Here is a 23,402-nt window from a genome sequence, read left to right as displayed (position 1 = left end):
GATGTCCCTTCCTTATTCCATCATCTTTTCGATGGGCAGCACCAGAATGGAGCTGGCACCGAGGGCCTTGAGCTGCTCCATGGTCTCCCAGAACAGGGTCTCGCTGGATACGACGTGCAGCGCCACCTGATTGGTGTCACCGGCCAGTTGCATGATGGTGGGGCGCTCGGCACCCGGTAGCAGATCGGTGATGGCATCGAGCTTGTCTTTGGGGGCGTGCAGCATGATGTACTTGCTCTCGCGGGCCTGCTGCATCCCCTGAATGCGGGGCAGCAGTTTGTCGATGAGCTGCTGCTTGGCATCAGACAAGGGGTTGGGGGCCTGTACCAGCACAGCCTTGGAGCGGTAGATCACCTCTACCTCTTTGAGGCCATTGGCTTCCAGGGTCGCGCCGGTGGAAACCAGATCGCAGATGGCATCGGCCAGACCCGCACGGGGTGCCACTTCCACCGAGCCGCCCAGCATCACGCTCTTGAAGCCGAGCCCCTTTTCGTCAAAGAAGCGCTTGAGCAGCCCAGGGTAGGAGGTGGCGATGCGCTTGCCGGCCAGGCTCTCTGGCCCTGTGTAGGTCACATCTTCCGGCACCGCCAGCGAGAGGCGGCAGCCACCAAAGTCCAGTTGCTTGAGGGTTTTGACCTCGAAGGGTAGTCCCTGTGAGGCACGAATAAGCTGCACCTCTTCCAGCACGTTCTCGCCGATGATGCCAAGGTCGACCACCCCTTCCATCACCAGACCCGGGATATCGTCATCGCGCACCCGCAGGATATCGATGGGCATGTTCTCGACATGGGCGATAAGGCGCTGCTCGCGCAGGTTGATTTTCAGGCCACAGCTCTTGAACAGGGCTTGGGAGTCCTGGCTCAGACGACCGGACTTTTGCATGGCGATACGCAGACGTTGTGTTTCCATTGCTCGATTTCCTTCTGGTCAAAAACGAAAAAACCCTCGGAAGTGGGTGCTTCCGAGGGTTTATGAATCTTGCGGTCCTTTTGGAAGTCACCAGTTAAGTGTCTTCCAGCAGTCAACCTCCTGAAAGACTAGTCGGGATGATGATGGTGGTGATGAGTCTTCAGGGTGGTGAACTTCATGTAATCAATCCTTTACAAAATAAGATGTCGTAATTGACGCCTGATTTAAACTACCTGCCTTGACAGAAAATGCAACCCGAAATTGTGATTTGATCGATTAAAGTTGAGAAAACGGTTTTCTGGTCGATAACTAGACAATAACCCCCGCAGGAGTTTGTATCATGCCCAGCCAGGACCTGTTGTTCCCCATTTTGCCCCGGGCACCTGCCGCGCCCGGTAGCGAAGAGATCAAGCGGGAAGTGAACCAGATCAGCAAGAAACATCAACTGCGCAAGACCGGCACTGACAACAGTGACTCCCAGCAGCGCCAGCAGGCTTATAACACGCCCGCCAAGCGTGATCAGCCAAAGGCGGAGGAGGACGATCACAAGCCGGATCCCGATCACCAGATCGATCTGTTCGTCTAGGCGCAGAATCAGTCCCGCTTTTGCCACACTTTTGGCATAATGGCCGCTTTTGCTGCGGGACGCCCTTTTGACCATCCAGACCCTGTTCAAGCCAGATGGCCCTCTGGCCAGCCATATCGACGGTTTCAAAGCCCGCGCTCCCCAACTGGAGATGGCCGAAGCGGTCGCGCGCGCCATCAAAAGTGGTGGCCGTCTGCTAGTGGAGGCGGGGACAGGTACCGGCAAGACCTACGCCTATCTGGTGCCAGCGCTGGAGTCCGGCAAGCGGGTGGTGATCAGCACCGGCTCCAAGAACCTGCAGGAGCAGCTCTTCTATCGGGATCTCCCGACCATCACAGGGGCGCTCTCCTACACCCCGCCGGTGGCCCTGCTCAAGGGGCGCAGCAACTATCTCTGCATCGAGCGTATGAACCGGCTCTTGAGCGAATCCCATCTGCAAAAGCCTGAAATCCTGAACGATCTGGTGAAGGTCAAATCCTGGTCCACTGCTACCGATAACGGCGATGTGGGGGATATTCCGGGATTGCAGGAGAACGCCGAGATCCTCGCCCACGTCACCAGCACCAACGACAACTGCCTCGGCCGCGACTGCCCCTATTACGACGATTGCCATCTGGTGGTGGCTCGACGCCGCGCCATGGATGCCCAGGTGGTGGTGATCAATCATCACCTCTTCTTCGCCGATATGGCGGTGAAAGACACCGGATTTGGTGAGTTGGTGCCCGAAGCGCAAGTCTATGTGTTTGACGAGGCACACCAGCTGCCGGAGATCGCCACCAACTACTTCGGCAAGTCGGTAGGCAGCCGAACGATTCAGGATTTGGCGCAGGATATCCAGCTGGCCTATCGGGCAGAGGCCCACGACATGACCCAGCTCGGCAAGGCGGCGGACCGGCTTGCTATCGCCAGTCAGGACTTGCGTCTCGCCTTCGGGGTAGATGGCGGTCGTGGTAATACCCGCGACATGCTGCGCCAGCCGCTTTGGGGGCAGGCTTTGGCTCGTCTTAACGATGCCATCGGGCTCTGCTACGAGGTGCTGAAACTCGCTCTTGGCCGTGGCGAGCAGCTGGATCACGCCTTCGAGCGCATCAGTGAATTGCGCACCCGCCTGGGTGAAGTGCTGGCGGTCAACCAGACCGGTTTCTCCTACTGGTACGACTGCTCGCGGCTTCATTTCACCCTCAATCTGACGCCGCTATCGGTGGCCGAGCGATTCAGTGCCGAGGTGCAAAGACCGGAAGTGGCCTGGGTCTTCACCTCCGCCACCCTGACGGTGGATATGCGGTTTGATCACTTCAAAGCCGAGCTGGGGCTGGCGGGCAGCGCCGAGCTTATTCTCGACAGCCCGTTCGACTATGGCGAGCAGGCGCGGCTCTGTGTTCCCCGTTTTCTACCGGAGCCCAATGCCTTTGGCCGTGGCGAGCAGCTGGCCAATCTGATGATCCCCCTCATCAACAAAACGCCGGGGGGCTGTTTCTTCCTCTGCACCAGCCATCAGGTGATGCGCCAGGTGGCCGAGGTGCTGCGCCGGGAGATTGGCCGCACCGTCTTGTTGCAGGGGGAGGACAACAAGCAGCGGCTGCTCAAGGAGTTTGTCGAGAATGGCCGTGCAGTACTGGTGGCGACCAGCAGCTTCTGGGAGGGGATCGACGTGCGAGGGGCGGCGTTGTCGTGTGTTATCATCGACAAGCTGCCGTTTGCCAGCCCCGATGATCCGCTGCTCAAGGCGCGGGTGGATGATTGCAAGCTCAAGGGGGGGGATCCCTTCGCCGAGCTGCAGTTGCCCAAGGCGGTGATTGCCCTCAAGCAGGGGGTGGGGCGGCTTATTCGTGATCGCACTGATCACGGCGTGCTGGTGATCTGTGATCCACGAATGGTCAACAAGCCTTATGGCGCCACCTTTATCAAGAGTCTGCCCGCCATCCCTCGCACCCGGGAGTTGGGAACGTTGGGGAGTTTTTTCGATCGCACTGAACGCGGTGAATAAATGTGCCGCCAGCTAACAGATTTGAACAACGGGTGAGCATATCTCGCTTGCCGGTTATGTAATTGACTGATTTTATAGAGATTGGAAAGCATGAACGAGTTGAAGATCCTGGCCGTTGATACCGCCACTGAAGCCTGCTCCGCCGCCCTGCTGGTGGGTGACAAGCTGTTCTCCCGCTGGGAGGAGGCGCCACGGGATCACACCCGAAAAATCCTGCCCATGGTTCAGGCTGTGTTAGAGGATGCCGGGATAAGTTTGAGTGACCTCGATGCCATCGCGTTTGGCCGCGGCCCTGGCTCCTTTACCGGCGTGCGGATCGGTATCAGTGTGGCGCAAGGTCTGGCGTTTGGTGCGGGTGTGCCTCTGATTGGCATCTCGACCCTGGCCGCCATGGCGCAAGGGGCATATCGACTGGATGGTGCCGAGCAGGTGCTGACCGCCATCGATGCTCGGATGAACGAGGTCTATTTCGGCCGCTATGAGCTGATTGATGGCCGCATGCAGCTGGTGGGTGACGAGGTGGTGAGCGATCCCGCGGCACTGGTTGACGTCCGTGGCAAGCTGGCGGGCCCTGTGACCTGCGTCGGCACCGGCTTTGAAACCTATGGCGAGACCCTGAGTGGTCTGGCCGATGAGCTGGCGGTGAGTCAGGTGCGCTTCCCGGCGGCAGAAGACATGCTGCCGTTGGCCCGCGCCGCCTGGCTGGCGGGGGAGGCGGTGCCGGTTGAACAAGCGACGCCGGTCTATTTGCGTGACAAGGTGACCTGGAAAAAACTGCCGGGTCGCGAATAAGGGCAGGAGCACTGACAGCATGTCGCTCTTGCCGCTCATCAGCTGCAACACAAGCGGATAGCCCGACGGGCCACTTTGGCAACAGGAGAGTGACATGATGCGTAAGTCCAGAAGCGACATGATGAAACGCGGGTTGGTGGTCGGGGCGCTGGCCCTGCTGCTCGGGGCCTGCAGCTCGGCCCCCAAGGAGCTGGCCTATGAACCCGAAAACCAGTTGGTGGCCTATCAACCCGCCCTTGGCGGGATGGAGGGCAAACCGGCCCGCTGGAGCGGCGTTATCTCGGCGGTGCACAACAAGGCGGATCAGAGCGTTATTGACGTGGTCTATCTGCCGCTCAAGTCCAACGGTGTGCCGGAGCAGACCGAGCAGAGCCCGGGACGTTTTCTGGCCATCATGAAGGGTTTTGTCGATCCGACCCTCTACGCCAAGGGGCGCAGCCTGACGGTGCTTGGCACCATAGGCAAACCGGTTGATAGCCAGATTGGCGAGCACAAGTACCGCTTCTCGGTGCTCAATGTGACGGGCAGCAAGCTGTGGCCGCCAGTCAAGGAGGTGGAGGTGCGCTATATGGACCCCTACTTCTATGACCCCTTCTATGATCCCTTCTGGCCGAGACGGCCGCTGCGTCGTTAAGGCTTGCCATGATCAACCCCATGATGAGTACTCTGTACGAACGTCTGCTGACCCTGGCAGATGGGCGGCGGGTAGCCCTGCTGGAGAACCACTCCGCTGAGTATGATCAGCAGGGCAACCCCCTGCTGATCGCCCTGCATGGCTGGCTCGACAACAGTGCCAGCTTCTTGCCGCTGGCGCCGCATCTGGGGGATTTTCACCTCATCTGTGTCGATCTGCCGGGGCACGGTCACTCCGATCACAAAGCCACCCCCTATGTCTTTGTCGACTGGCTGGACGATCTCTACCAGATCGTGCAGGCGGCGGGCTGGTCGCGTTTCACTCTGCTAGGTCACTCCCTCGGGGCTCTGATCGCCTCCGCCTATGCCGGGGTGTTCCCCGAACAGGTGGAGCGGTTGATCATGCTGGAGGGGCTGGGGCCGCTGAGCCAGCCCGATGAGGAGGTACCTGCCCAGCTGCGACGTGCGATTTTAAACCGCAGTCGCACTCGGGAGCGCAGTGCCAACGGCTTTGCCTCCATCGATGAAGCCGTGGCTGCTCGTTGCAAAGTGGCGGATATCACGCCGCAGTCGGCGCGTCTTATCTGTGAGCGGCAGCTTGAGATGAGGGCAGGGCGCTGGCACTGGTGCAGCGATCCCCGCTTGCGGGATCTTTCACCCCTTCGAATGAGCGAAGGGCAAGCCCGTGCGCTGATGGCGGCTATCCGCTGTCCTGTGCTGTTGATTCAGGGGGAGCAGGGCTTTGCTGCACTTGAAGCCCAATGGCAGGCACGTCAGGATGCCTTCCAGCAGATCCAGCGGATCATATTGGGTGGAAACCACCATTTTCATATGGAAAATTCGGTTGATACGGCCGTTTGTATCGTAAAGTTTTGTCAAGTTCGGTAGAATCGCCAGCTTTCAATAATTCCAGGTTTGTTTTCTCCCTCACATTTTTCTGTTGTTAATTTGCTGTTAATTGATGTTGCGCTGTGTAAATATGTGCGGCATTAGAGCATCAGCTTAAAACAACCGATTAAAATGGATGTGAACAGGGACGGAGGCAACACAGTGAGCGCACAGGTGCTAGTTATGCAGGAGAAGTTTGTGGAAAAAGTCTGGCTGAAACGTTATCCGGAAGGGGTCCCCGCCGAGATCAATCCAGACCAATACAGCTCCCTGGTCGAGATGTTCGAATCCTCGGTGACCCAGTTTGCCGATCAGCCCGCCTTCGTCAACATGGGCCAAACCATCACCTACCGCCGGCTGGAAGAGCAGTCCCGCGCCTTTGCTGCCTACCTGCAAAACGAGCTGAAGCTGGAGAAAGGGGATCGGGTTGCGGTGATGATGCCTAACCTGCTGCAATACCCCATCGCCGTGTTCGGCATCCTGCGCGCTGGCATGATAGTGGTCAACGTCAACCCGCTCTATACCCCGCGTGAGCTGGAGCACCAGCTCAAAGACTCCGGTGCCAAGGCCATCGTCATCGTCTCCAACTTCGCCCATACCCTGGAAAAGGTGGTCTATGACACCCCGATCAAGCACGTTATCCTGACCCGGATGGGGGACAACCTGGGGCTGGCCAAGGGCACCCTGGTCAACTTCGTGGTCAAGTACGTCAAGAAGCTGGTGCCGAAATACAATCTGCCCCACGCCACCACCATGCGTCAGGCCCTCTCCAAGGGGCGTTTTCTGCAGTACATCAAGCCGGAGATCACCAACGACGATCTCGCCTTCCTGCAATACACCGGTGGCACCACCGGCCTCTCCAAAGGGGCCATGCTGACTCATCGCAACATGATTGCCAACGTCGAGCAGTGCCTCGGCGTCTACGGCCCCATGCTGGAGCGTGGCAAGGAGTTCGTGGTCACCGCGCTGCCGCTCTACCACGTCTTTGCCCTGACCGTGAACTGCCTGCTCTTTATGCGCATCGGCGGTTACAACCTGCTGATCAGCAACCCGCGCGACATCCCGGGTTTTGTCAAAGAGATCAAGAAGTATCCCTTCACCTGCATTACCGGGGTTAACACCCTGTTCAATGCGCTGGTCAACAACGAAGAGTTTCAGGGGATCGCCTTTGACAAGCTCAAGCTGACCATCGGTGGCGGCATGGCGGTGCAGCGCGCGGTCGCGGAGAAGTGGAAGACACTGACCGACACTCCGCTGCTGGAAGGCTATGGCCTGACCGAATGTTCGCCACTGGTGAGTGTCTGTCCCTACGATCTGACCGATTACAACGGCTCCATCGGTCTGCCGGTCTGCTCTACCGAGATCCGTCTGGTAGATGACAACGGTCAGGTGATCCACGCCCTCGGCACCCCGGGCGAGATGCAGGTACGCGGCCCGCAGGTGATGGTGGGCTACTGGCAGCGTCCCGAGGCGACCGCCGAAGTGATGCAGGATGGCTGGCTCTGTACCGGTGATATCGCGGTGTGCGACGAGCAGGGCTTCTTCAAGATCGTCGATCGCAAGAAGGACATGATCCTGGTCTCCGGTTTCAACGTCTATCCGAACGAGATCGAAGATGTCGTTGCCCTGCACCCGAAAGTGCTGGAAGTGGCCGCTGTCGGTGTGCCACACAAGGTCTCCGGCGAGCTGGTGAAGATCTTTGTGGTCAAGAAAGATGCAAAATTGCAGGAGGACGAGATTATTGCCCACTGCCGCAAACATCTGACTGCCTATAAGGTGCCGAAACTGGTAGAATTTCGTGACGAACTTCCCAAGACCAATGTGGGCAAGATCCTGCGCCGCGTACTGCGTGACGAGGAGATTGCCAAGCAATAACCGGACTGCGGCTGCAGAATCTTCTGCAAACCAGCACCGTCGTTATGCAAAACCGTGGGTCATCCCACGGTTTTTTCTTTTTGGCCCTGATCAACCGCGCAGGCACAGATGCACTATCAACTTATCACTCAGCAAGACGAACTTGAGCAGTATCTCGCTTCTCTGGCCGACGTTCCCCTGGCTATCGATACTGAATTCGTTCGCACCCGTACCTACTACCCCCAGCTTGGCCTGTTCCAGATCTATGACGGCGAGCATCTGGCGCTGCTGGATCCGCTGACGCTGGATCTCTCCGCCCTCTGGCAGCGACTGGGCAGGGAAGGGCAGATCGCCATCCTGCACGCCTCTGGTGAAGATCTGGAGCTTATCCAGCATCAGGCGGGCCACCTGCCCAACCAGATGCACGATACCCAACTGGCAACCGCCTTTCTCGGTTACGGTGTCTCGGTCGGCTTTGGTGCGCTGGTGAACGAATTTCTTGGTGTCGAGCTGGAAAAAGACCAAGCGCGCACCGATTGGCTGGCCCGCCCGCTTACACCGCGTCAGCTCGAATACGCGGCAGCGGATGTCTTCTACCTGATGCCGCTCTACGAGAAAGTGATGGCCAAACTGCGGGAAAGCGGCAAGTTTGCCTGGTTCGAGCAGGAGTGTCAGAACCACTCCGCCCGCAAGACCCAGGGTAGCGATCCCCGTCAGGCATATCTTGACATCGTCAACGCCTGGCAACTGGGTCGCCGCGAGCTCGCCATTCTGCGCGAATTGGCCGCCTGGCGCCAGCAAGAGGCGGTGCGCCGGGACCTGGCCCTCAATTTTGTGGTGAAAGAGCTGCACCTGTTCAAGGTGGCGGAGCGTCGTCCTGCCTCCCTGCGGGATCTCAACGAGCTCGGCCTCTCGCCCATCGAGATCAAGATCCACGGCAAGCGGATGCTCGATATCGTCGCCAAGGCGCAGCAGAGCGATCCTGACAGCTGGCCCGAGCCCATTCGCCGGCTGGTGGACTTCCCCCAGTACAAGGCCGAGCTCAAGCGCATCAAGGCCATGGTGGAAGAGAAGGCCAAGGCGAGCAATATTCCGCCCGAGCTGATTGCCAGCAAGAAGATCATTCACCAGTACTTCACCTGGAGCTGGCGGATGAACGACGAAGAGCGGGCCCGCAGCGACAAGCCGATGCTGCTGCAAGGGTGGCGTCATGAGCTGGTCGGTCACCTGCTGGCACAATAAGCCACCAGACGGTTGCACCTATAAATCAATCCTCACCCTCGGGTGGGGATTTTTATTGGGCGAAAGAGACAAATGGGCATGCTGAAATGTGGAACGCAGGTGGGACGTGGCAGGTCGGATGGCAGGAATCGAGAATGAAAAAGAGAGCAGAGAAGAAAAGGCAGCGGAACATCGCTGCCTTTTTTGATCACCAGATAGGCTGGGTCAGGTAGGGGTTGCTCACCTTCTCGCGGCCAAAGGTGGAGCTGGGGCCGTGGCCCGGGATAAAGACGATCTCGTCACCCAGCGGCAGCAGGGTCTCGGTGATCGACTTGATCAGCGTACCGTGATCCCCACGGGGGAAGTCGGTGCGGCCTATGCTGCCGGCAAACAGCACGTCGCCGACCCAGGCGAGTTTTTCGGCCTGACTCAGCAGCACGATATGGCCCGGGGTGTGGCCGGGGCAGAAGTAGACATCCAGCTCGCACTGGCCAAGCTGCACCTTGTCACCCTGCTCCAGCCAGCGATCCGGCGTGAACGCGGGGGTATGGGCGAAGCCGAACATCTGGCTCTGCTGGGGCAGCATGTCGAGCCAGAAGGCGTCCTCCTTGTGGGGGCCGGTGATGGTGACGCCAGTTTTTTCCCGCAGCTCGGCGGCTGCACCGACGTGATCCAGATGACCGTGGGTCAGCAGGATATGGGTCAGAGTCAGGCCGCGCTTGGCGATGGCAGCTAGCAGTTTGTCCGCTTCGCCGCCCGGATCGATCAGGGCCGCCTGATGGGTCTCGTCACACCAGATGAGGGAGCAGTTCTGGGCGAACTGGGTGACCGGGATCACCTCGAATTTCAACATAGAGTTCCTCGCTTGGGATGGGTCAGCCGCGCAGCGCGCTGGCATGCTGCTCGGCGAAATAGTCGAGACAGGCCTGCTTGTCACCGCGAAACACGATGCGCTCCTGCTTGTTGCCAAGCTGATAGAGATACATGGGGTCGTAGTAGCGGGTCAGCAGCAACGTGATCCAGGCCAGATGCAGCCCGGTATCGCCGCTCTTTTCCTGCTCGGTGAGGGCGGTCTGCATCAGGGCATCCAGCTCGCGGTGGGCCAGATCGCCAAGACGGCGCTTGAGGCGGGCCAACGCATCGGTGAGGTAGGCGGCAAACAGCGGCCATCCCTCTTCTTGGCAATACATGGCTTGATAGCGCAGCCAGAGATCGTGCACGTAATCTTCGCGGATCTGCTCGGCGCGCTCCTCCTGCGGTACATCCACCACCACCAGCGGTGCCTGACTCATGGCCTCATGGAGGGAGAGGGGCAGGCAGCAGCGGCCGATCAGGCGACTCTCATCTTCGACCACGAAGGCATGCTCGCCCTGATGGCGGCGCTTGAGCAGCTCGATGGCCATGTTGTTTTCAAAATTGATGTTGCTGGGCTGGCCGCCGGGCAGCTGACCAAACGACGAGCCCCTGTGATGGGCGTGTCCTTCCAGATCGAGCGCCTGAGCTACGTGGTCCAGCATATGGGTCTTGCCGGAGCCAGTCATGCCGGTCAGCACAGTCCAGCGGCACTCGGCAGAGGCCTTGTCCTGGGTGTCGATCAGGAAGCGGCGCAGCTCCTTGTAGCCACCGGCGACGCGGGGGCGAGTCACCCCGGCATCAGCCAGCCACTGTTGTACGGTTTGCGAGCGCAGGCCGCCGCGAAAGCAGTAGAGCAGGGCATCGGGCTGCTTGCGCAACTGCGCCAGCCAGCCTTCGAGTCGTTCGGCACGCACTGCTCCCCCCACCAGCTTGTGTCCAAGCTCAATGGCGGCGGCCTGACCCTGCTTCTTGAAGCAGGTCCCCACCTGGGCGCGCTCATCGTCTGTCATCAAGGGCAGGTTGGTCGAGCAGGGGAAGGCCCCCTCCTTGAACTCGATGGGGGCGCGCACATCAATCAACGGCACATCGCCTAAAAAAATCTGGGCGTAGTCCGTGGCCAGTGGCAATTCACTCATTGGACAATCTCGATAAAGCGGGAGCCCTCAAGGGGCTTGATCTGACCGATGGGCGAGAGCGCAAGGCCAGCTTCGCGCGCGATGGCGAGCAGCTCGGCTTCGCTCTCTTTACCCGCGGCGACCAGCAGGCCGCCGCTGGTTTGCGGGTCGCACATGATGTTGCGGGTGCGATCGTCCATGGCATCCAGCTTGTGGCCGTAGGAGTCGTGGTTGCGCAGGGTACCGCCCGGAACGCAGCCCTCACTCAGGTAGTAATCCACCTCATCCAGCAGCGGCAGCGCCTTGAAGTCGAGGCGGGCACTGACATTGGATCCTTCACACATCTCCAGCAGATGGCCAGCCAGACCAAAACCGGTGACGTCGGTCATGGCGTGCACACCCGGCAGCTCGGCAAAGCGCTGGCCAATCTTGTTGAGGGTGCACATGGCGTTGGGGGCCAGCTGCTCGTGTTCAGGTTTGAGCTTGCCCTTCTTCTGGGCGGTGGTGAGGATACCGATACCAAGGGGCTTGGTCAGATAGAGGGTGTCACCCACCTTGGCGGTATCGTTCTGCTTGATGGCGTCAAGGGGCACGATACCGGTCACCGCGAGGCCGAAGATGGGCTCGGGGGCATCGATACTGTGGCCACCGGCCAGCGAAATCCCCGCTTCATGGCACACCTGACGGCCGCCGTCGATCACCTGCTGGGCCACTTCGGCGGGCAGGGTATTGATGGGCCAGCCGAGGATGGCGATGGCGACGATGGGCTTGCCGCCCATGGCATAGATATCGCTGATGGCGTTAGTGGCGGCGATGCGGCCAAAGGTGAAGGGGTCATCGACGATGGGCATGAAGAAGTCGGTGGTGGAGACAATGCCCTGACCGTTGCCGATATCGACCACGGCCGCGTCATCTTTGCTGCTGTTGCCAACGATCAGGGTCGGGTCGTTGAAGCCCGGGATCTGGCTCTTGAGGATGGTGTCGAGTACCTTGGGAGAGATTTTGCAGCCGCAGCCAGCGCCGTGGCTGTATTGGGTCAGACGAATGGAAGACATACTTACCCCTTTTATTTGCAAACAGAGCAGAGGCTCTGTGGAGCCGTCTTGGTCAATGGGCGGCCTTGTAGTGAGGAAGACAAGAAGCCGCAAATATGGGTGGCCTCGGTGCCAACAGGGGCAGCGATGACTGGCAGTTATGAAAGACCGCCAGGCCGGACGGGGAAGAAATGGGCGACAAGGTACGCCAGCGCAGCCCCGCCAAGGGCCACAGGACGGGGCATTATGCCACATTTGCCCCTTGGGGTTCGAACAGGAATTCACATAAACAGCAGGGAATTGCCCGCACTTGCCTGTCATCGGTCTGGATCCGGCGCTGGCTGATTGATTGCAGTACAGGTGCAGCAAAAAGAACGCCAAAGAGACCAAAAGCACGCAACCGCCGATCTACAACAGGAGAGCTTAGTGTCCACCACATTTTTGGTTAACCACCCCATCACCACGGCGCAGTTTGCGGCGTTGTTGGCGCAGACCTCGCTGGGGGCGAGACGGCCGCTGGACCATCCGGACACCCTGCAGGGCATGCTGGATAACGCCAATTTGCTGATCACCGCTTGGCAGGGCGAGACCCTGGTCGGGGTGGCTCGCTCGGTGACCGATTTTCATTTTTGTTGCTACCTCTCGGATCTGGCGGTAGCCGAGTCAGTGCAGGGGCAGGGGATTGGCAAAGCCCTTATTCGCGAGACGTTTTTACAATTGCAGCCCGGCTGCAAGCTGATCCTGCTGGCCGCGCCGCAGGCGGTGGCGTACTACCCCAAGATCGGATTTAGCCAGCACCCGAGTGCCTGGGTGATGAGCAGTCTGGATGAACTGGTACTGGATGAGTTGGCATAAAGCCGTCAACTCATCCAGACAGGGCGAGATTAGCTTATCCGGCTTGCTCCAGCGCCGGTTGCCGTGACTTGCCCCAGCGGCGCAGGCGCCGTTGCAGTGGTCGCTCCAGCAGGTTGTAGCTCAACGCCGAAAGCCCGATCAGCACCGCCAGCATCAGCAAGGTTGCCACTACCCCCAGCAGCGGGTTGGTCTGGCCATACCACCACTCGGTGATCCCCGGCGCCAGATAGTGGATAAGCTCGCAGCCGGTGAGCAGCACCAGCGCATGGAGCAGGTAGATGGAGTAGGAGAGATCCCCCAGCCAGTTGGTGAAGCGGTTATCCATGAGGTGCAGCAGCGGGCTTTGGCGATTGCCCTGGCAGGCGGCAATCCAGATCAGCAGCACGTAGGAGGCGATCAGCAGCAGTGTCAGTGGTGGCGTCATGGTGAACTGCATCAGCGCGAAAGGCAGCACAAAGGCGACCAGCAGCGGCAGATCATGCTTCATCATGGGCAAGCCTTGCGCGGCCTTGACCCTCGGCAGCAGCCAGAGGCCGAGCACAAATTCACTCACCCCGCGCCCCACCGCCAGCGCGCCGCTGGTGACATCCAGGGTGCCGCGACTGTGCACGATAAAGGCCAGCACCGTCAGCGCCAGCAGGGGGGCGAGATGGCTCCAGCGACTGCGGGTGACCGCCAGCGGAATCAGCAGCGGGAACAGCAGGTAGCTGATCCACTCCACGCTGAGCGACCAGGCGGCGAAGTTCCAGGTCAACCCGTGATCGGTTACCACCTGTAGCAGCAGGAAGGCGCTCGGCAACGCCTCGGCCGGGGTGAAGGGGGAGCCGAAGGGGGGCATCCCTTCCCACTCCCACATCTTGAACAAGGGGCCGGCGTAGAAGCCCACCCCGTGCTGCGCCTTGTAAAGCTCCCAGCCGACCAGCAGCAGCAGGGTGACGAGGTAGAGGGGGTAGACACGGGTCAGCCGCAGCCAGAGAAAACGGCCATAGCTCACGGTGCGGGGCGTGCGGGTGAAGGCCTCGCCATAGACATGGGCCAGCACCACGCCGCTCAAAATAAAGAACAGGTCGACCCAGAGGTAGCCATTCTCGATGAGCTGGGTGTGGCCTGCGATCGACTCCATCCACTGGGGAAAGAGCAGCAAGCGGGCATGGAACAGCACCACCATCAGGGCAGCGATGCCCCGCAGCGGCGTTAACAGCGGCAATGATTGATTCATAACGGGATCCCTTGTGATGTTCAGCTTGGCCTGACATCGATTTTTGTTGTTGTACCGTCCATCACTCTTGATGGTACGGTTGCCCCGGCTTGGCTGCCGCAGGCGGGATCACACTACGGAAAAGAGAGTCATACGGGTGTGATTTAAATCATAAATGTGCAGTCATTGTGCAAAAAAATTTAAACAGATAAAGACGTGGGACACAGGCAGGGAAAGAGGAGGAGAGAGAACACCCATAAAGCAGAGAGGGTGGTCAACGGAGCAAGGGGCGGGTCTATAGGCGTAAAGCAAAACAATCAGGCCCGCAAGGGGCCTGATTGATCACAAGGGGAGGGTGGTTGCCGATCAGCGGGCGCGTACCACCAGACCCTTGAGGTAGAAGCCTTCCGGATAGGCGGTACCGATGGGGTGATCAGATGCCTGGGAGAGCAGCTCCTGGATCTGGGCATCGCGACCGGCATCGAGCGCTGCATCGGCAACGATCTTCTGGAACAGGCTCTGCTCCATCAGGCCGGAGCAGGAGTAGGTCAAGAGCACGCCACCCGGCGCCAACAGCTGGAACGCCAGCATGTTGATGTCCTTGTAGCCGCGGCAGGCCCCCAGCAGCTGCGCCTTGCTCTCGGCAAATTTAGGCGGGTCCAGCACGATGACATCGAACTTCTCGCCCTTCTCGCGATATTCACGCAGCAGCTTGAACACGTCGTGACGGACAAACTGGGTGTTGCTGGTATCCAGCCCGTTCAGCTCGGCATTCTGGCGGGCGATATCCAGTGCATTCTGGGAGAGATCGACGTTGACCACCTCTTTGGCGCCGCCCTTGAGGGCATAAACGCCAAACCCACCGGTGTAGCAGAAGCAGTTGAGCACCCGCTTGCCTTCGGTGTACTTGGCGGCAGCCTGACGGTTATCCCGCTGATCAAGATAGAAACCGGTTTTGTGGCCGTTGCGAATATCCACCAGGATCTTGACGCCGCCATTCTCCTCGATGACCACCGGTTCGTTCGGGGTCTCGCCATAGATGACACCGGTGCGCTCTTTCAGCCCTTCCTTCTTGCGCACTGCCACGTCGGAGCGCTCATAGATGCTGCACTCGGGGTAGAGGGTACGCAGTGCCTGCGTTATCAGCTCACGCTGGAACTCGGCACCGGCGGAGAGAATTTGGCACACCAGAAAATCGGCGTAACGATCGATGGTCAGACCCGGCAGACCGTCGGATTCGGCGGCGCAGAGGCGATAACCGGTGAGGCCCTGACGCTTGATGAGCCCGTCGCGGGACTCTTGTGCGTATTTGAGACGACGGATAAAGAAGTCGAGATCGACGGTCTCATCCTTGTCGAAGGTCCAGACCCGGGCACGGATCTGGGAGCTGCCCGACCAGGCGCCACGAGCGAGCCATTTGCCGTCATGGGTGAGGATCTCGACGGTATCGCCGTCAATGGGGTTGCCCTGAACCCGCTCGATCCCCTTGGAGAAGATCCAGGGGTGGCGACGCAGCAGGGATTTTTCGCGGCCTTTGACGAGATAGATGGAAGCGCTCATGGATGTTTGCCAGATGGTCAAAAGAAAAGGGGCCACATTCTATGTGGCCCGCAGGTAAAACTCAAACGGCCCGGTGCGTCAGCGTGCCCGAACCGGATGTGACTGACAGATCAGATCCGGATCCCCTTGAGTGCCCGGGTCAGCTCGCTAGCGGTGGCTTTCAGCCCCTGCGTGCCAGCCACCGAGGCGCTGGCAGACTCCTCCACCTGCGCTGCTTCATGGCGTACCTGATCCAGATTGTGGGTGATCTCGGCGGCCACCGAGCTCTGCTCTTCGCTGGAAGTGGCGATCTGGGTACTCATCTCCAGTACCGCATCGCTGTGATTGCTCAGCTTCTCGATATCGAGCCCCACCTCGCTGATGAGTTGCTGGCTGCTGGCCGCGCGCCCCACGGTTTTCTCCATGATCTCGTTCAGCGCCCCGGTACCGGTCTGCAGCTCTTCGATCATCTGCTGGATCTCCACCGTCGCCTGCTGGGTACGGCTGGCGAGGGTACGCACCTCATCAGCTACCACCGCAAAGCCGCGACCCTGCTCACCGGCACGGGCCGCTTCGATAGCGGCGTTGAGGGCCAACAAGTTGGTCTGCTGGGAGATGGCGTTGATGACGTTGACCACCTCGTTGATCCGGTTGGCGTTGTGGGTGAGCCGCTCGACCGCGCCGGAGGCGTTGCCAATTTCGTCGGCCAGGGTACGGATCGCCTCTATGGTGCGGGCTACCCGGTTGGCACCATTGGCCGCCTCTTCGCTCGACTGGCGGGTCTGCTGCAGGGTGTCGTTGGCATTGCGCGCCACTTCGCGGATCGCCGCCGACATCTGCTCCATGGCAGTGGCCAGTGAATCCATGTGCTGGCGCTGGGAACGCGCCATGGTCTCGCCTTCGCGGGCATGGTCACGAAACTCGTCGGCGGCCATGGTCAGCGCTTCGGCAGATTCTTCCACCAGTTTGACGATCTGGTGCTGGCGGTCGGTAAAGCGGTCGATGCTGCCCGCCAGGGTGGAGAACTCGTCCCGCACCGGGAAGAAGTTGAGTCGGAACGTGAGATCGCCGTCCGCCACGGTTTGCAGCGCCTTGTTGGTGGAGTAGAGCGCACCGGAGACAAAGGTCATCATGTAGTGGATCACCAGCGCCATCAGGGCGGCCAGCGCGCCGATCAGGAGCAGGGTCGAGCCCTGACCCTCCCACATTGAGAGGTTGCTGGTATCGAGATCACCGGTGACGTAGCCTGCCTGACCCGCTGGTGCGGTGAAGCGGTAGCGATCGCCCTGCTGTTCGAGCCCGCTCACCCCTTGTGGCTGGATGCGTAGATCGGCTGGCAGAGTGAGCGTTGGCTGCTGGCTGACCAGCTGCGCCGTGGTTTCGACCCGTTGTTGCAAGTGCGCTACCCGCAGGGAGATCTCCTGCTGATGGCTGGCCGCCAGCATATACCAGCTGAGAAAGGCGATGATGAAGAGAGGTAACCAGAACGCGATATGGAATTTTTCACTGATGGTGAGGTGAATGAGATAGCGGTCAACCCACCGGAATTTAACTTCTTTCATAATGGAGCTGCATCCTGCAGAGATAGAGTGTCGGGCACATTATCGTCTCGGGAATTTTTTTCTTAAGCGGAAGGTGTGAGAAATGGGAGAGCAATCGTTTGTCATTCGGGTGTGGGGGCAGGTGCAGGGGGTGGGATTTCGCTATTTCACCCGTGAGCGGGCGCTGCAACTGGGTTTGCGGGGCCATGCCTACAACCTGGAGGATGGCTCGGTGGAGATCCTCATCAGCGGCCCCGCGCAGGGGGTGCAGATGATGCTGGGTTGGCTGGAACATGGCCCGCGCACCGCTCGGGTGACCCGGATGGAGTATGAAGAGGCGCTGCCGCCCACCGGTCAGGGCTTTCACACCAACTGAAGGGGCGGAGACGAGATGGACGCTGACAAGGAAGGTCTGTTGCTGACTCAGGCAACAAGCTGGGTCGCCCGTTATCAGGAGGCGGCGCGAGCGGTGCGCGAAGAGGCCAGCGAACCGGCCGTGCATGGCTACCGTATCGCGGCGCGCCGCTTGCTGGCGCTGCTCGCCCTGTGGCGGCCACTCACCTATCATCCCGAGCTGGAGCGGCGTCTGTTGCGCTCGGTCGGGCGGCTCTCGGCGCTGAGGGATGCTCAGGTCTACGCCGAGCGTTTTGGCAAGCCGCCTGCCAGCACTGGTAATACCCACAAATCGGCCTGTCGCGTGCCCCTGTTGTCGAGGCGACTGGCCCGCTGGCTCGCGGCGGTGGTGCAGGTGCCGGATGCGCGGGCATTGGCGTTCTTCTATCAGCAGCATCTGGCCCTGCGCCTTGATGAGGCGCAGAGCACTCTCGATGAACCTATTCCCTGCGTTGGGAAATCTGCCAGCTCCCGTCAGCAACAGTTGCGCCGCTGGCATCGGCTACGCCTCGAGATCAAGCAGGCCCGTTATGGCGTGGAATTGTTGCTGGATCTGGGGAGTGGAGATCCCGGCTGGTTGAGCACCCTGACTCACTGGCAGGAGCGACTCGGCCAGTTGCAGGATTGGCGTCAATGGCGGCGGAGGTTGCGAGCAGAGCAGGGGAACACCCTCAAGCAGACGAAACTGCGGCAGCAGTTGAAGGGGAAGATCACCGCCCGTTTGCGTCAACTGGACTGCCAGCAGGCAGAGCTGGTGGCGCTCAAACTGGCGATGCAGGCAGGCCACAACGTGGATGACATGGCAAGTCGGGTGGTCAGGTATTCAGAACAAAATGTATCGTCCACCAAGTCAAGCGGTGGATAGCCTCGAGGCCGCAATCTACGAAAGTCATCCGCGACCAGCATCTACAAAAACTAACCAGGCCAAACAGGTGAGACAAAAAAGAGAGGCCGTTTGGCCTCTCTTCTTCTATCTCGCTGTGGTCGCAGTCAGCGATACGCTTACTTGACGCGCATACCAGGCTGGGCGCCTTCCTGCGGCTCCAGGATCCAGAGATCCTTGCCGCCCGGGCCTGCGGCCAGCACCATGCCTTCGGACATGCCGAAACGCATCTTGCGCGGCGCCAGGTTGGCCACCATCACGGTCAGCTTGCCTTCCAGATCTTCCGGGTTGTAAGCGGACTTGATACCGGCAAACACCTGACGGGTTTCGCCGCCGATATCCAGTTGCAGCTTGAGCAGCTTCTCGGCTTCCGGTACCGCTTCGGCCTTCTTGATCAGCGCGACGCGCAGGTCAATCTTGGCAAAATCGTCATAGGTGATGGTTTCGCTGATGGGGTCATCAGCCAGCGGGCCGGTCACTTTCGGTGCCTGCTCCTTGGCCAGGTCTTCCTTGGATGCCTCGATCATGGCTTCAATCTTCGCCGGCTCGATGCGGGAGAAGAGGGCCTTGAACGGGGCAACGGTGTGATCGACCAGCGGCATCTCGATGCCATCCCAGCTGAGGGTTTCGGCCAGGAAGGCTTCGGCACGCTCGGCCAGCAGCGGCATGACGGGCTTGAGGTAGGCCATCAGCACGCGGAACAGGTTGATGCCGACGGAGCAGACAGCCTGCAGCTCGGCATCAGCGCCTTCCTGCTTGGCGATAACCCAAGGAGCCTTGTCGTCCACGTAGCGGTTGGCCTTGTCGGCCAGCGCCATGATTTCGCGGATGGCGCGGCTGAATTCGCGGCTCTCATAAGCCTCGGCAATGGCGGTACGAGCATTGGCGAATTCGGCGTAGAGCTCGGGTTCGGCGCAGGTTGCCGCCAGCTTGCCGCCAAAACGCTTGGCGATAAAACCGGCGTTGCGGGAGGCGAGGTTAACCAGCTTGTTGACCACGTCAGCGTTGACGCGCTGCACGAAATCTTCGAGGTTCAGGTCCAGATCGTCGATGCGGCTGTTGAGCTTGGCGGCGTAGTAGTAACGCAGGCACTCCGGATCCAGGTGGTTCAGGTAGGTGGATGCCTTGATAAAGGTGCCCTTGGATTTGGACATCTTGGCGCCGTTGACGGTCACATAGCCGTGCACGTTGACCTTGGTCGGCTTGCGGAAGTTGGCTCCTTCCAGCATGGACGGCCAGAACAGGCAGTGGAAGTAGGCGATGTCCTTGCCGATGAAGTGGTAGAGCTCGGCGTCGGAGTCAGCTTTCCAGTAGCTGTCAAAGTCGATATCGCCACGCTTGTTGCACAGGTTCTTGAAGGAAGCCATGTAACCGATGGGGGCATCCAGCCAGACATAGAAGTACTTGCCCGGCGCGCCGGGAATTTCGAACCCGAAGTAGGGGGCATCACGGGTGATGTCCCACTGCTGCAAGCCGCTTTCGAACCACTCCTGCATCTTGTTGGCCATCTCTTCCTGAATGGCGCCGGAGCCACGTACCCACTCAGAGAGCCATTTTTCAAACTGCGGCAGGTCGAAGAAGAAGTGCTCGGAGTCCTTCATTACCGGAGTGGCGCCGGAGACGGCAGATTTCGGATCGATCAGCTCGGTCGGGCTGTAGGTGGCGCCGCAGCTGTCACAGTTGTCGCCATACTGCTCCGGAGACTTGCACTTGGGGCAGGTCCCCTTGACGAAACGGTCCGGCAGGAACATGGATTTTTCCGGATCGAACAGCTGGGAGATGGTGCGGCTCTTGATAAAGCCACCATTTTTCAGGCGGCCGTAGATCAACTCCGCCAGCTCACGGTTTTCGTCGCTGTGGGTGGAGTGATAGTTGTCAAAGCTGATGTTGAACCCGGCGAAATCGGCCTGGTGCTCCTTGGAGACAGCGGCAATCATCTCTTCCGGGGTGATCCCCATCTGCTGTGCCTTGAGCATGATCGGGGTGCCGTGGGCATCATCGGCACAGATGAAGTGCACCTGATGACCGCGCATTCGCTGATAACGAACCCAGATATCGGCCTGGATATGTTCCAGCATGTGGCCAAGATGGATGGAGCCATTGGCATAGGGGAGGGCGCAGGTTACCAGCATTTTACGAGGATCAGTTGCCATATTACGTTCTTGATGTGCTTGTTGGGATGATAGAGTGCCGTGCATGTTACCCGAATTGGGGGTAGCCTGCCTAGGGTTGTGGCTATGCCAACCTTGGCAGCACCTGCTGTTACGATGGCAGGCAAACCACTGATTTGTGTGCGGTAACCGTTCACCTCAAGATAATGACAAGATAATGAGGAGTTAATGGTGATTGATTCAGTAAAACAGATCCTCGCCGAATTTAAGCCAGCAGGCTGGCACAAGGATCTGGTGGATGCCGGATTCGTTCGCGAGATCATCAATCAGGGTCAGGGGCTTACTATCCGGCTGGTCTTGCCGTTTGCCGGTCTCTCGCTGCTCGATCAGCTCAAAGAGAACTACGATGCCAGGCTGCGTAGTGCCACCGGCGCTGCCCGTATCGACTGGGCACTGGAGATTGACGTCGCCAGCATGCCGCGGGCGCAGGGCCTCAATGCCGTGCAGGGCATTCGCAACATCATCGTGGTTGCTTCCGGCAAGGGCGGGGTAGGCAAGTCCACCACCGCAGTCAATCTGGCGCTGGCGCTGCAAAAAGAGGGGGCGCGGGTCGCTATTCTCGATGCCGATATCTATGGCCCTTCCATTCCCACCATGATGGGCACCCTCAAGGAGCGCCCAGTCAGTCATGACGGCAAGCTGATGGAGCCGGTGATGGCCTGCGGTCTCAAGAGCAACAGCATCGGCTATCTGGTCTCGGAGCAGGATGCCACCATCTGGCGCGGCCCGATGGCGAGCAAGGCGCTGGCGCAGATCCTCCACGAGACCCGCTGGGGCGAGGTGGATTATCTGGTAGTAGACATGCCGCCGGGTACTGGCGACATCCAGCTCACCATGGCCCAGCAGGTGCCGACGTCGGCGGCAGTGATCGTCACCACGCCGCAGGATGTGGCGCTGGCCGATGCCCGCAAGGGGATCGCCATGTTCAACAAGGTCAATGTGCCGGTGCTTGGCATCATCGAGAACATGAGTTATCACGTCTGCAGCGCCTGCGGTCACCATGAGCCGCTGTTCGGTACCGGTGGCGGCCAGAAGATGGCAGAGCAGTATCAAGTGGCGCTGCTTGGCCAGCTGCCGCTGCACATCGACATCCGCCAACACATGGATGATGGCTGTCCGACGGTGTTCGGTGCACCGGAAGGAAGCCTGGCTCAGGCTTATTTGAAGCTGGCGCGCAGGGTAGGGGCTGAACTCTTTTTCAGCGCAAAACCGATTGCGACCCCCCTCTATGCCATGGCGCTGGATGAATAATCGGCGGTCGGTCACTTGAAAGGGAATTGAGGGTGGGCATGACCCACCCTTTTTTATATAATGGATCGGTTTAAACCATCCCCACTGCTCTTCTCTTTTAGGTATTTGTCATGTCTGATACTCAACATTCGTGTGTGATCATCGGTATTGCGGGCGCATCTGCGTCTGGCAAAAGTCTTATAGCCCAGACCATTTATGAAGAGCTGGTGGCCGAACTGGGCGCAGGTCAGATTGGTGTGATCACCGAAGATTGCTACTATCGTGATCAGACCCACCTGACCATGGAAGAGCGGGTCAAGACCAACTATGACCACCCCAACGCGCTGGATCACGACCTGCTGGTACAGCACCTTAGCCAGCTGGTCAAAGGTGACGCGGTTGCCATTCCCCAGTACTCCTACACCGAACACACCCGGATGAGCGAAGTGACCCCGTTTGCCCCGCGCCGAGTGATCATTCTGGAAGGGATCCTGCTGCTGACCGACAGCCGTCTGCGGGATCTGATGGACGCCTCCATCTTCATGGATACTCCGCTCGACATCTGCCTGCTGCGCCGTCTGGTGCGTGATGTGCAAGAGCGTGGCCGTACTATGGACTCCGTGCTCAAGCAGTACCAGAAGACGGTGCGTCCGATGTTCCTGCAGTTTATCGAGCCGTCCAAACAGTATGCCGATGTGATCGTGCCCCGTGGTGGCAAGAACCGCATCGCCATCGACATGCTCAAGGCGCGTATTCGCCACATGTTGATTGGTTAAGATGAAACAAGCCGGGTGATGCCCGGCTTTTTTAAAAGCACAATTTGTCAGGAGAGTCGCCCAATGCGTCTGTGTGATACCGATATTGAACGCCATCTGGATGAAGGCAAGATCGTCATTGAGCCACGGCCCGGGGTAGAGCGGATCAGTGGTGTCAGTGTCGATGTGCTGCTGGGTAACGAGTTTCGGGTGTTTCGCGATCATACCGCGCCCTATATCGACCTGAGCGGCCCGAGCAGCGAGATGGCTGATGCCATCGATCGGGTGATGAGTGACGAGATCCACATCCCCGATGGCGAAGCCTTCTACCTTCACCCGGGTCAGCTGGCGCTGGCGGTGACCTACGAATCCGTCACCCTGCCTGCCGATATCGTCGGCTGGCTGGATGGCCGTTCTTCATTGGCGCGCCTGGGTCTGATGGTGCACGTGACCGCGCACCGCATCGATCCGGGTTGGTCCGGTCGCATCGTGCTGGAGTTCTACAACGGCGGCAAGCTGCCGCTGGCGCTGCGCCCGAAGATGAAGATCGGCGCCTTGAACTTCGAGATGCTTTCCGGCGTCGCAGCCCGTCCCTACAACAAGCGGGAAAATGCCAAGTACAAGAGCCAGCAGGGCGCCGTTGCCAGTCGTATCAATCAGGACTGATAACTGGCAACACGGCAACGATTCAAGGGAGCACAAGGTGCTCCCTTTTTGCATCTGGAATCAAACGGATATGGGGTTGATGGTGCTGGTCGGATGAGATTGGTGGGGCAGGGACGTTTTATCACCACTTCTGCCCGTTTTTCTGTCATAAAAATGTCATAAAAATGAAATTATTGGCTTGATTGTCAGCTATTTTTGCCCTTTCCCGCAATCATTGGTGGCTTTAATTAATCGATGGCAAGCCGCATGAGGACTGGCTCTAGGATATTTTTTTCCAAAAAGCTCTTTTTTTTTATG

Annotated in this window: 21 protein-coding genes and 1 other annotated feature; of the genes, 13 read left to right on the top strand and 8 right to left on the bottom strand. The window is 59.4% G+C overall.

The window, feature by feature from the left end; genetic code table 11:
- Positions 1 to 12: 12 nt before the first annotated feature.
- The gene (gene hisG / locus G5253_RS06020; protein ID WP_005336757.1) at positions 13 to 909 is read right to left on the bottom strand and encodes an ATP phosphoribosyltransferase; all 897 of its coding nucleotides are present in this window, start codon (positions 907 to 909) and stop codon (positions 13 to 15) included.
- A 28-nt stretch (positions 910 to 937) separates the two neighbouring features.
- Positions 938 to 1,062, bottom strand: a sequence feature (His leader region).
- Positions 1,063 to 1,249: 187 nt separating this feature from the next.
- Here hisG and G5253_RS06015 point away from each other — a divergent pair.
- The 7 genes from G5253_RS06015 to rnd all read left to right on the top strand — a co-directional run bounded on the left by G5253_RS06015 (position 1,250) and on the right by rnd (position 8,891).
- A complete protein-coding gene (locus G5253_RS06015; protein WP_139408228.1) occupies positions 1,250 to 1,495 on the top strand; it encodes a hypothetical protein in 246 nt (81 codons plus the stop codon).
- A gap of 67 nt (positions 1,496 to 1,562) precedes the next feature.
- The gene (locus G5253_RS06010) at positions 1,563 to 3,482 is read left to right on the top strand and encodes an ATP-dependent DNA helicase (protein WP_266134672.1); all 1,920 of its coding nucleotides are present in this window, start codon (positions 1,563 to 1,565) and stop codon (positions 3,480 to 3,482) included.
- A 90-nt stretch (positions 3,483 to 3,572) separates the two neighbouring features.
- Positions 3,573 to 4,274: a tRNA (adenosine(37)-N6)-threonylcarbamoyltransferase complex dimerization subunit type 1 TsaB gene (gene tsaB / locus G5253_RS06005; RefSeq protein ID WP_181281633.1), complete on the top strand. Its 702-nt coding sequence runs from the start codon at positions 3,573 to 3,575 to the stop codon at positions 4,272 to 4,274.
- Positions 4,275 to 4,392: 118 nt separating this feature from the next.
- On the top strand, positions 4,393 to 4,908 hold the full coding sequence (locus G5253_RS06000; protein WP_266134710.1) for a Slp family lipoprotein: 516 nt from the start codon (positions 4,393 to 4,395) through the stop codon (positions 4,906 to 4,908).
- Positions 4,909 to 4,928: 20 nt separating this feature from the next.
- Complete coding sequence (locus tag G5253_RS05995; RefSeq protein ID WP_266134671.1) at positions 4,929 to 5,795, top strand: alpha/beta fold hydrolase; 867 nt, start codon at positions 4,929 to 4,931, stop codon at positions 5,793 to 5,795.
- Between the two features lie 198 nt (positions 5,796 to 5,993).
- Complete coding sequence (gene fadD / locus G5253_RS05990) at positions 5,994 to 7,670, top strand: long-chain-fatty-acid--CoA ligase FadD (RefSeq protein WP_085942148.1); 1,677 nt, start codon at positions 5,994 to 5,996, stop codon at positions 7,668 to 7,670.
- Between the two features lie 108 nt (positions 7,671 to 7,778).
- Positions 7,779 to 8,891, top strand: a complete 1,113-nt coding sequence (gene rnd, locus G5253_RS05985) for a ribonuclease D (RefSeq protein WP_058059758.1) — start codon at positions 7,779 to 7,781, stop codon at positions 8,889 to 8,891.
- Between the two features lie 187 nt (positions 8,892 to 9,078).
- Here rnd and G5253_RS05980 read toward each other — a convergent pair whose 3' ends face one another.
- The 3 genes from G5253_RS05980 to selD are packed head-to-tail and all read right to left on the bottom strand — an operon-like array spanning position 9,079 to position 11,895.
- The gene (locus G5253_RS05980) at positions 9,079 to 9,723 is read right to left on the bottom strand and encodes an MBL fold metallo-hydrolase (protein ID WP_139410166.1); all 645 of its coding nucleotides are present in this window, start codon (positions 9,721 to 9,723) and stop codon (positions 9,079 to 9,081) included.
- A 22-nt stretch (positions 9,724 to 9,745) separates the two neighbouring features.
- Positions 9,746 to 10,861: a tRNA 2-selenouridine(34) synthase MnmH gene (mnmH, locus tag G5253_RS05975; protein WP_266134670.1), complete on the bottom strand. Its 1,116-nt coding sequence runs from the start codon at positions 10,859 to 10,861 to the stop codon at positions 9,746 to 9,748.
- Positions 10,858 to 11,895, bottom strand: a complete 1,038-nt coding sequence (gene selD, locus G5253_RS05970; RefSeq protein ID WP_266134669.1) for a selenide, water dikinase SelD — start codon at positions 11,893 to 11,895, stop codon at positions 10,858 to 10,860. The genes mnmH and selD overlap by 4 nt, the downstream gene beginning before the upstream one ends.
- 405 nt (positions 11,896 to 12,300) lie before the next feature.
- On the opposite strand from selD, the gene G5253_RS05965 reads away from it, so the two are divergent.
- The gene (locus G5253_RS05965; protein WP_266134668.1) at positions 12,301 to 12,729 is read left to right on the top strand and encodes a GNAT family N-acetyltransferase; all 429 of its coding nucleotides are present in this window, start codon (positions 12,301 to 12,303) and stop codon (positions 12,727 to 12,729) included.
- A 34-nt stretch (positions 12,730 to 12,763) separates the two neighbouring features.
- Here the strand turns inward: G5253_RS05965 and G5253_RS05960 are convergent, their stop codons facing one another.
- From G5253_RS05960 to G5253_RS05950, 3 genes are all read right to left on the bottom strand, one after another.
- Positions 12,764 to 13,948: an acyltransferase family protein gene (locus tag G5253_RS05960; RefSeq protein WP_266134667.1), complete on the bottom strand. Its 1,185-nt coding sequence runs from the start codon at positions 13,946 to 13,948 to the stop codon at positions 12,764 to 12,766.
- A 345-nt stretch (positions 13,949 to 14,293) separates the two neighbouring features.
- Positions 14,294 to 15,487 (bottom strand): class I SAM-dependent methyltransferase, encoded by a 1,194-nt coding sequence (locus G5253_RS05955; RefSeq protein ID WP_266134666.1) that lies wholly within the window; start codon positions 15,485 to 15,487, stop codon positions 14,294 to 14,296.
- A gap of 110 nt (positions 15,488 to 15,597) precedes the next feature.
- Complete coding sequence (locus G5253_RS05950; protein ID WP_266134665.1) at positions 15,598 to 17,028, bottom strand: methyl-accepting chemotaxis protein; 1,431 nt, start codon at positions 17,026 to 17,028, stop codon at positions 15,598 to 15,600.
- 82 nt (positions 17,029 to 17,110) lie between these two features.
- Between G5253_RS05950 and G5253_RS05945 the strand changes: the two genes are divergently transcribed.
- Both G5253_RS05945 and G5253_RS05940 read left to right on the top strand, forming a co-directional pair.
- Positions 17,111 to 17,383, top strand: a complete 273-nt coding sequence (locus tag G5253_RS05945; protein ID WP_005345583.1) for an acylphosphatase — start codon at positions 17,111 to 17,113, stop codon at positions 17,381 to 17,383.
- 15 nt (positions 17,384 to 17,398) lie between these two features.
- On the top strand, positions 17,399 to 18,265 hold the full coding sequence (locus tag G5253_RS05940; RefSeq protein ID WP_266134664.1) for a CHAD domain-containing protein: 867 nt from the start codon (positions 17,399 to 17,401) through the stop codon (positions 18,263 to 18,265).
- Between the two features lie 137 nt (positions 18,266 to 18,402).
- Here G5253_RS05940 and metG read toward each other — a convergent pair whose 3' ends face one another.
- Entirely contained in the window at positions 18,403 to 20,436 is a 2,034-nt protein-coding gene (gene metG, locus G5253_RS05935; RefSeq protein ID WP_026034905.1) for a methionine--tRNA ligase, read from the bottom strand.
- A gap of 186 nt (positions 20,437 to 20,622) precedes the next feature.
- Here metG and apbC point away from each other — a divergent pair, with 186 nt between their 5' ends.
- The 3 genes from apbC to dcd all read left to right on the top strand — a co-directional run bounded on the left by apbC (position 20,623) and on the right by dcd (position 23,105).
- Positions 20,623 to 21,705: an iron-sulfur cluster carrier protein ApbC gene (gene apbC / locus G5253_RS05930; RefSeq protein ID WP_005345574.1), complete on the top strand. Its 1,083-nt coding sequence runs from the start codon at positions 20,623 to 20,625 to the stop codon at positions 21,703 to 21,705.
- 110 nt (positions 21,706 to 21,815) lie between these two features.
- Positions 21,816 to 22,460, top strand: coding sequence for a uridine kinase (gene udk, locus G5253_RS05925; RefSeq protein ID WP_005345570.1), 645 nt, complete (start codon positions 21,816 to 21,818; stop codon positions 22,458 to 22,460).
- Between the two features lie 63 nt (positions 22,461 to 22,523).
- Positions 22,524 to 23,105, top strand: coding sequence for a dCTP deaminase (dcd, locus tag G5253_RS05920; protein WP_005336719.1), 582 nt, complete (start codon positions 22,524 to 22,526; stop codon positions 23,103 to 23,105).
- Positions 23,106 to 23,402 lie beyond the last annotated feature (297 nt).

Source organism: Aeromonas sp. 602658, from assembly GCF_049173005.1.
Lineage (GTDB): Bacteria > Pseudomonadota > Gammaproteobacteria > Enterobacterales > Aeromonadaceae > Aeromonas > Aeromonas veronii_A.
This window is presented reverse-complemented; position numbering and strand designations above follow the sequence as displayed.

Excerpts from the sequence above, each read along its gene's own strand:
- hisG (WP_005336757.1), bottom strand. The coding sequence starts at position 909 with ATGGAAACACAACGTCTGCGTATCGCCATGCAAAAGTCCGGTCGTCTG.
- G5253_RS06015 (WP_139408228.1), top strand. The coding sequence starts at position 1,250 with ATGCCCAGCCAGGACCTGTTGTTCCCCATTTTGCCCCGGGCACCTGCC.
- tsaB (WP_181281633.1), top strand. The coding sequence starts at position 3,573 with ATGAACGAGTTGAAGATCCTGGCCGTTGATACCGCCACTGAAGCCTGC.
- G5253_RS06000 (WP_266134710.1), top strand. The coding sequence starts at position 4,393 with ATGATGAAACGCGGGTTGGTGGTCGGGGCGCTGGCCCTGCTGCTCGGG.
- G5253_RS05995 (WP_266134671.1), top strand. The coding sequence starts at position 4,929 with ATGATGAGTACTCTGTACGAACGTCTGCTGACCCTGGCAGATGGGCGG.
- rnd (WP_058059758.1), top strand. The coding sequence starts at position 7,779 with ATGCACTATCAACTTATCACTCAGCAAGACGAACTTGAGCAGTATCTC.
- G5253_RS05980 (WP_139410166.1), bottom strand. The coding sequence starts at position 9,723 with ATGTTGAAATTCGAGGTGATCCCGGTCACCCAGTTCGCCCAGAACTGC.
- mnmH (WP_266134670.1), bottom strand. The coding sequence starts at position 10,861 with ATGAGTGAATTGCCACTGGCCACGGACTACGCCCAGATTTTTTTAGGC.
- selD (WP_266134669.1), bottom strand. The coding sequence starts at position 11,895 with ATGTCTTCCATTCGTCTGACCCAATACAGCCACGGCGCTGGCTGCGGC.
- G5253_RS05960 (WP_266134667.1), bottom strand. The coding sequence starts at position 13,948 with ATGAATCAATCATTGCCGCTGTTAACGCCGCTGCGGGGCATCGCTGCC.
- G5253_RS05955 (WP_266134666.1), bottom strand. The coding sequence starts at position 15,487 with ATGAGCGCTTCCATCTATCTCGTCAAAGGCCGCGAAAAATCCCTGCTG.
- G5253_RS05950 (WP_266134665.1), bottom strand. The coding sequence starts at position 17,028 with ATGAAAGAAGTTAAATTCCGGTGGGTTGACCGCTATCTCATTCACCTC.
- G5253_RS05945 (WP_005345583.1), top strand. The coding sequence starts at position 17,111 with ATGGGAGAGCAATCGTTTGTCATTCGGGTGTGGGGGCAGGTGCAGGGG.
- G5253_RS05940 (WP_266134664.1), top strand. The coding sequence starts at position 17,399 with ATGGACGCTGACAAGGAAGGTCTGTTGCTGACTCAGGCAACAAGCTGG.
- metG (WP_026034905.1), bottom strand. The coding sequence starts at position 20,436 with ATGGCAACTGATCCTCGTAAAATGCTGGTAACCTGCGCCCTCCCCTAT.
- apbC (WP_005345574.1), top strand. The coding sequence starts at position 20,623 with ATGGTGATTGATTCAGTAAAACAGATCCTCGCCGAATTTAAGCCAGCA.
- udk (WP_005345570.1), top strand. The coding sequence starts at position 21,816 with ATGTCTGATACTCAACATTCGTGTGTGATCATCGGTATTGCGGGCGCA.
- dcd (WP_005336719.1), top strand. The coding sequence starts at position 22,524 with ATGCGTCTGTGTGATACCGATATTGAACGCCATCTGGATGAAGGCAAG.